Raw genomic sequence first — 6,000 nt, 5'->3', positions numbered from 1 at the left:
ACACCGAACTTGGAGCATCATATCATTTTATGGAAGCTTTTTTATCATTTCATTTCTTTGGACTGGTGATGTATGGCTTCGTAAATGGAGTTCTAATGAAGATATTAAACAATACATATAGAAAGAGTAGAAATAATATAAAACACTTACTTCCTTTTTTGTTATTTTATGGATTTAGCTTATTGAATTTTGATTTTGTATTATCAGGGTTTGCAACTTCAAATTTTTATTTTTATTTTTTATTTTTTATTTTTTATTTTTTTAAAAACATAATAATATAACTATAATAGTTAGAACCCTCATTCCGCACCTCTCCCTTCAAAGGGTGACACAAGTAATTTTACACTACCCCTATCAAGGGACAAGTTGTTTGACCCCTTCAAAGATGAGATACTCTCAATCTACAAATCAAACACCAGAGCCGAGATGATGCCTGCAAAAAGAAATTCAAACAAAAAATATACAATTATTTATCTCGTTTCTGTTTGCAATTCTTACAATCTCTCGGCATCGGCTTGGACTATCAGAAACTCAATATGAGCGGTGTATATGACTATCTTGAGGAGAAATTCAAAGAGCTTCCTGGCAGCGAGAAATCCCTGAGAAATTACATACACCCCTCATTCCGCACCTCTCCCTCCATTTATACCATAAAACCCCATATAAGTTCCACCCAACAGCTCCAGTATTAGCCTATGCTTATCTTCCAACCCAACAATTTGTTCTTGGTTGTTTAGAATAAGTAGGTGTATGGCAAAGAAGTTCTCAAACACCCACCTTGCTGTTGGGTTCTGAATGGGTTTCCCAAGCTGATTGGGAAAGGTCTTGTTTTTATTCTTAAGCTCACTTCTTATTCTGTATTCCAAGGCAGCATATACAAGTAAGGATATAGTCATTATCATAAGCATTGCTTCAATGCGTTTTGGATTTTTCAAAAACATGGCATCACTTAGAAACTCCGGTGATTTTAGAAACCTAAAGCCCCTTTCTATCCTCTGTTGTGATTTGTACTCATCAAGCAGTTCTTTTTCTGATAGTTTCATGTCATTGGTTGCAAGGATAAAAAGACCACTCTTTTGGTTCTGCTTCTGTTCTATGTACCCTTTTGTTGGTTTGGTATCTATAACCCAGTAGTATTCATAGTAATCCGGTTTGGCATCCGATTTTGGTCTTCCTTTTGTCTTGTATTTGGGCTTTGATATGAGTTTAGCTTCTGTTATGGTTAGGCACTCTAACTTACTTGTCTTTTCTTTAAGTACCTCTTTTGCGTCAGCTTCGCAGAAAAATCTTCTCCTCTGCAGTTTCTCAATGAGTTTCATTTCCTGTTTTTCTTTTTCTTGATACTCTTTCTTTATCGTTTTATCCATTTTGATTTAGCATAGCTGCTTTTATACAGAACCATTTCTGTCTCATTCCCTCATTGGTCTGTCAACCTTTTTTTATACACCCAATTAGTCATGTTTTTTAAAAACCCCCCCCTCTTTTTTAATCACACTGCCTCTTTCTGCTCTACTTGTTGTGTTTCTTCTTCTCTTTTGTCAGTATTTCTGTAGTAGTTCTCCAAATACTCCTCAGGAGTACACCAATTCAGTGAGGAGTGGATCCTTTTCTTGTTGTAGTACAACTCTATATACTCAAAAACCTTGATTTTAGCTTCTCTTTTTGTTTTGAAAGCCCCATTTGATAGAAGCTCACTCTTTAGGGTTTTAAAGAAGCTCTCAGCGACAGCATTATCATAGCAGTTGCCCTTTCCGCTTGTGCTTTGTGTGATATTGAAAGCTTTGAGTATGTTTCTGAATTCTTTGGAGTGGTATTGAACGCCTTTGTCTGAGTGGAATATGAGTTTTTCTTTTGGTTTCCTCTTTCTCATTGCCTCATATAGGGCTTTTATGACGGTATTCTCCGTTTTTAGGTTGTATGACCTGCTCTCACCCACTACCCTCTCTGTTGAACAGGTCTATTATTGTGGTTAAATAGAGCCAACCCTCTTTTGGTTGGGATATAGGTTATATCAGATACCCAGACCTTGTTGGGTGAGTCAACAGTAAAGTCCTGATTCAACAGATTGGCGGATATTTATCTATTTTTTCACTGTTTTTATTTTCTGGGTATCTGTGTCTTTTGTATCTTATGCTGATAAGATTGGCTGACTTCATTAGCTTCGCTACTCTTCTTCTTGAGCAGGTTATGTTTTCTTTTTTAAGTTCTGCATGGATTCTGCTTGAGCCGTACCTTTTCTTGTGGAGATAGAATATGTGTCGTATTCTCGAAAGTAGAAACTCATTTTCCTGTTTTCTTTGCTTTGTCTTCTTCTTAGCCATTTGTAGTAGCTATCCCTTGTAATATCCAGTACTTTTGCCATCCTCTCAACTGGAAATTCATTTCTGAACATCTCTATAAATCTGTATTTTTGTTCTGATGAGTTGAGAAGATGGCGAGTGCTTTTTTTAATATGTCTCTCTCCTGCCTCACAATTCTCAACTCTCTTTCTAAAGCCTTTATGTCTTTTCTATCCTCTGAGATGTTTCCTTTGCCAACAAAGGCCTTCTCTCCCAACTTTTTGTATTTTGTTCTCCATTTGCAAAGGAGAGCATAGGGGATATCCATCTCCTCTGATACCTCTTTGACAGTCCTGTCTCCTTGAAGAGTAAGGAGGACTGCATCCAACTTGAATTCATTTGAAAACCTTCTCCTTGGTTTCATAAAAACTACCTCCTTAAGTTAGTGTATCATATGCACTAACTTGGTGTATACAGGATTGTAGCAGGTTATATTGCCCCACTTGTCAAGTCAATTCTTCCCATTTCCCTTTTCCTTCTCTCTCCTTAACCCTCAGTTAACAGGACTACTCACCTCCTTTTCAAGCAACTATGTTTTCTTTTGTTTCTGACATACACCCATATACCTCAAAAGGCGTCTTATATCCAATAGCAGAGTGTAATCTCTTGCTATTGTAGGTGTGTATGTATTCATCTATTCCAGTTTTTTGCGTCTTTGAATCTCTCATAGCAGCTTGGATAGATATTCTCCTGTTTTAAGCTTCTGAAGAACCTCTCCATGTGTATGTTGTCAAAACACCTGCCCTTGGCATCCATGGATATGGATATGTTGTGTTTCTTTAGAAGCTCTATTGTCCTGTTTGAGGTGTATTGGCTCCCCTGGTCAGAGTTGAAGATATCGGGTCTTCCGTATTTTTCTATAGCAGATTCTATAGTCCTTACAACAAGTTCATCATCCATTTGTTGGTGATAGTTTGTGTGATAATACAGCCCTTGATTTTAGGTCCATTATGACGCACAGATAGGCAAAGCCCTTACAGAGCCTGATGTATGTGATATCTGAGACCCATACCTGATTGGGCTTTGTGGGTATTATGTCGTTTAGCAGATATGGATAGGCCTTTGTGTTCTTATCCAATTCTGTTGTTTTAAATCTCTTCCTTTTGGGATATAAAGCCCTTATGCCCATAATCTTCATGAACCTTGTTATTCTTCTCTTTCCCACATTATCAAAGCCTTTTCTTCTCAACTGGTGGTATATCCCTTCTGTATCCGTAGTATGGAAACTCTGTGTATATCTCATCAATGGCATTCATGATTTCTATGTCTTCTTCTGAAATCTCTGGCTTGTTCTTGTAATACAGTGTAGACCTGTTCATCCCTAAAAGCTCTGTTTGCCTGGTGATTGAAAGGTTTTTGAGCTTGGGCTCCACCAGGCTCTTCTTAGTCTTCAAGCCCAAGCTCTTTAATTTTTTTAATACCCAGTCCCTTTCTATGGTAGCCTGACCCAATGCTTTGGATAGAGCCTCAATTTGGGATTCCTTCTCTCTTATCTCTTCCTTATACTTCTTTGCCGGGACAGCATTCTCAAAGGCTAAGGATGCATTCTCCAAAAACTGCTTCTTCCACTGATGTATGGATTTAGGTAATATGCCGTATTTGGATGCAATCTCACTTACACTCTTGTCACCTTCCAACAACTCTAAGACCACTTTGGCCTTAAACTCAGAAGAAAACTTTCTGTGTTTCTTTGACACAACAACCTCCTCAAATCAATCAAACTTTTAAGACTAAATCAGATTTAAGAACATCTGATTACTTCTCAAATCTTATCAGATTTGAGAAGAGAAGTGTTCAAAAATCTGATGAAGTTTACGGGGGCATTATAATTCATATATTTTTGCAAACCCAAAAGCACCTCTTCCAATTGAGCTATGTACCCCTCAAGTTTTGAGAATAGTAGTTCAGCTACTTCCTCTCTATGTGTATGAGAAGTTAAATTTCTGTCATCTATCATTTTAAGGAGAAGGATTGTCCCCTCTTCGTTCAAGTAGCCTGCAGAGAAAAAGTTCTTTATGCATGATTTAGGGCTTCTACATTCAATTCCTTCAATCTCTCTTAAATAAGATTTGATGCACTTCCAGAAAATCTCAACAGTAAATTCAAACCTCTGAACAGCGCTATCCCTAAAAAAATAGTAATCGTCTTTATCTGAATTTTTCGCTCTTAAGTAAGCCTCTTTCAGCCTTTCCAAAGCCCTCTCAAAATCTTTTACAAGCTTTTCTAAAGCCACCTTTTGCCCTCTTTTAAGACAATTTCTAAAAGTTCTTTGTTTGAAGACAGATCCACCAAATCGACTTTATAGGGAAAATTGCTTTCTTCCAGAACATCTCTTAACACGGTCATTTTGTCCGATATGTCTTTACTTGCCAGAAGTCCTATATCAACATCTGAAAATGAAGTATTATTCCCTCTTGCCCTTGAACCAAATAGATAAATTTCCACTTTCTCGCTTCCAAAAAAGTCCCTTAAAAAGTTTCTCAAATCTTCTAATGTTTCTAACTTTAAATTATCCAAAATTCTACTTTCTTTCACCCTAATAGTCCTCGACTAAAAAGACAATCTTTTAAATTTCTGTGAATCTGACAATTAAACCATCAACCCATATTCATAAACTTAAACGCAAGCTCAAATGTAAAAGTAAAAATGAGAAAAGTCAAGAAAAAGAAAGCCCATCTTGTTTATTCAAGAAATTCCTCCTTGATTTTCTCTTCAAAAAACTCCCTAATTTCCTTCAGTGAAAGCTTTTTTGCTGGTTTCAAGTAATCCAATTTTTCATCTTCTATATCATCGATAAAGGTTAAAGCCGTTATAAAAAGCTTTAGATTTATGCCACTCAATATATCTTTTGACAGCTCAAAAATTTGCCTCAAGCTGAGGTGTTGCGCCAAAAAATATAAATCATAATAGTCCCTGTACTTTGCCCTCAAAAAAAGTGTATTTGTCTTCATGATTGCAATTTGCTCTAACGTGGCAATATTGAAATTTTTTATCTTTTTTGGTTTTAGGAAGCGCCATTTTGCATTAAAAAAGGTAACTTTCGCACCTTCAATTATGGCATCAATCTGTTCGTCACTGATGTTCACTATTTCTTTGCTTTCAAATTTGTCGATTATTCCGAATATTTCTTCCCTTTGGAAGTTGCCATCGTCATAAGTAAAAAAGTCCAAATCCTCACTGAATCTATGACAAAGATACAATGCCAAAGCACTACCGCCTACCAACACAAAGTTTCTCATATAGCCACTCTCTACGAGTTTTAACAAAACCTCTCTTGCGCTATTTAACAGACACTTTAACTTCAAATCTTGCATTATTCAAGCCTTCAAAATAGTCCTTTTCAACATCCATATCGAAAAAGATCCTTGCTATCATCAGATTAACCTTCAAAAACCTCTTATCTGTAGCCATTGTTTTTAACCAGACTTCTTTTATTCTATTCTTGTCAATTTTCTTAAACAAATCCACTATATCGTCAAAATCGCCGTATTTTAGCGTGTGCTCTATTAAAGTAACTTCATCTATCTTGCTATTCTTATCTATATTCCAAAAGACACTCATTTATTCCATCTCCTGCCAATGGATAAGCTCAACCTCAAGATAATGAAGATCGCACCATACCATTTTGTTTGGCGCTTTTACCCTCTCTGTCACTTTATTG

12 protein-coding genes are annotated in these 6,000 nt (G+C 36.5%); all 12 read right to left on the bottom strand.

What is annotated here, in order from left to right:
- Positions 1–620: 620 nt before the first annotated feature.
- The 12 genes from D891_RS09290 to D891_RS0108950 all read right to left on the bottom strand — a co-directional run bounded on the left by D891_RS09290 (position 621) and on the right by D891_RS0108950 (position 5,900).
- Entirely contained in the window at positions 621–1,367 is a 747-nt protein-coding gene (locus D891_RS09290; RefSeq protein WP_025270773.1) for an IS1634 family transposase, read from the bottom strand.
- Positions 1,368–1,489: 122 nt separating this feature from the next.
- Positions 1,490–1,936 carry an IS3 family transposase gene (locus tag D891_RS09780; protein WP_084042357.1) on the bottom strand — a complete coding sequence of 149 codons (447 nt, stop codon included), beginning with the start codon at positions 1,934–1,936 and terminating at the stop codon, positions 1,490–1,492.
- Between the two features lie 121 nt (positions 1,937–2,057).
- On the bottom strand, positions 2,058–2,321 hold the full coding sequence (locus D891_RS09775; protein WP_084042356.1) for an IS3 family transposase: 264 nt from the start codon (positions 2,319–2,321) through the stop codon (positions 2,058–2,060).
- Positions 2,322–2,394: 73 nt separating this feature from the next.
- Positions 2,395–2,703, bottom strand: coding sequence for a transposase (locus D891_RS0108980; RefSeq protein ID WP_025209007.1), 309 nt, complete (start codon positions 2,701–2,703; stop codon positions 2,395–2,397).
- A gap of 157 nt (positions 2,704–2,860) precedes the next feature.
- Entirely contained in the window at positions 2,861–3,007 is a 147-nt protein-coding gene (locus D891_RS10005; RefSeq protein ID WP_232227889.1) for an integrase core domain-containing protein, read from the bottom strand.
- A complete protein-coding gene (locus tag D891_RS10000; RefSeq protein ID WP_232227888.1) occupies positions 2,970–3,239 on the bottom strand; it encodes a DDE-type integrase/transposase/recombinase in 270 nt (89 codons plus the stop codon). Before D891_RS10000 ends, D891_RS10005 begins: the two co-directional genes overlap by 38 nt.
- Complete coding sequence (locus tag D891_RS09995; protein ID WP_232227887.1) at positions 3,232–3,528, bottom strand: DDE-type integrase/transposase/recombinase; 297 nt, start codon at positions 3,526–3,528, stop codon at positions 3,232–3,234. Before D891_RS09995 ends, D891_RS10000 begins: the two co-directional genes overlap by 8 nt.
- Complete coding sequence (locus D891_RS09990) at positions 3,509–4,036, bottom strand: transposase (RefSeq protein WP_232227886.1); 528 nt, start codon at positions 4,034–4,036, stop codon at positions 3,509–3,511. Before D891_RS09990 ends, D891_RS09995 begins: the two co-directional genes overlap by 20 nt.
- A gap of 65 nt (positions 4,037–4,101) precedes the next feature.
- Complete coding sequence (locus D891_RS0108965; RefSeq protein ID WP_025270772.1) at positions 4,102–4,572, bottom strand: HI0074 family nucleotidyltransferase substrate-binding subunit; 471 nt, start codon at positions 4,570–4,572, stop codon at positions 4,102–4,104.
- Entirely contained in the window at positions 4,563–4,874 is a 312-nt protein-coding gene (locus D891_RS0108960; RefSeq protein ID WP_198014825.1) for a nucleotidyltransferase domain-containing protein, read from the bottom strand. The genes D891_RS0108965 and D891_RS0108960 overlap by 10 nt, the downstream gene beginning before the upstream one ends.
- Positions 4,875–5,020: 146 nt before the next feature.
- On the bottom strand, positions 5,021–5,653 hold the full coding sequence (locus D891_RS0108955) for a nucleotidyl transferase AbiEii/AbiGii toxin family protein (RefSeq protein ID WP_025270770.1): 633 nt from the start codon (positions 5,651–5,653) through the stop codon (positions 5,021–5,023).
- On the bottom strand, positions 5,619–5,900 hold the full coding sequence (locus D891_RS0108950) for a hypothetical protein (RefSeq protein WP_025270769.1): 282 nt from the start codon (positions 5,898–5,900) through the stop codon (positions 5,619–5,621). Before D891_RS0108950 ends, D891_RS0108955 begins: the two co-directional genes overlap by 35 nt.
- Between the last annotated feature and the right edge of the window lie 100 nt (positions 5,901–6,000).

It is taken from the genome of Hippea sp. KM1 (assembly GCF_000526195.1).
Taxonomy (GTDB): Bacteria; Campylobacterota_A; Desulfurellia; order Desulfurellales; family Hippeaceae; genus Hippea.
This window is presented reverse-complemented; position numbering and strand designations above follow the sequence as displayed.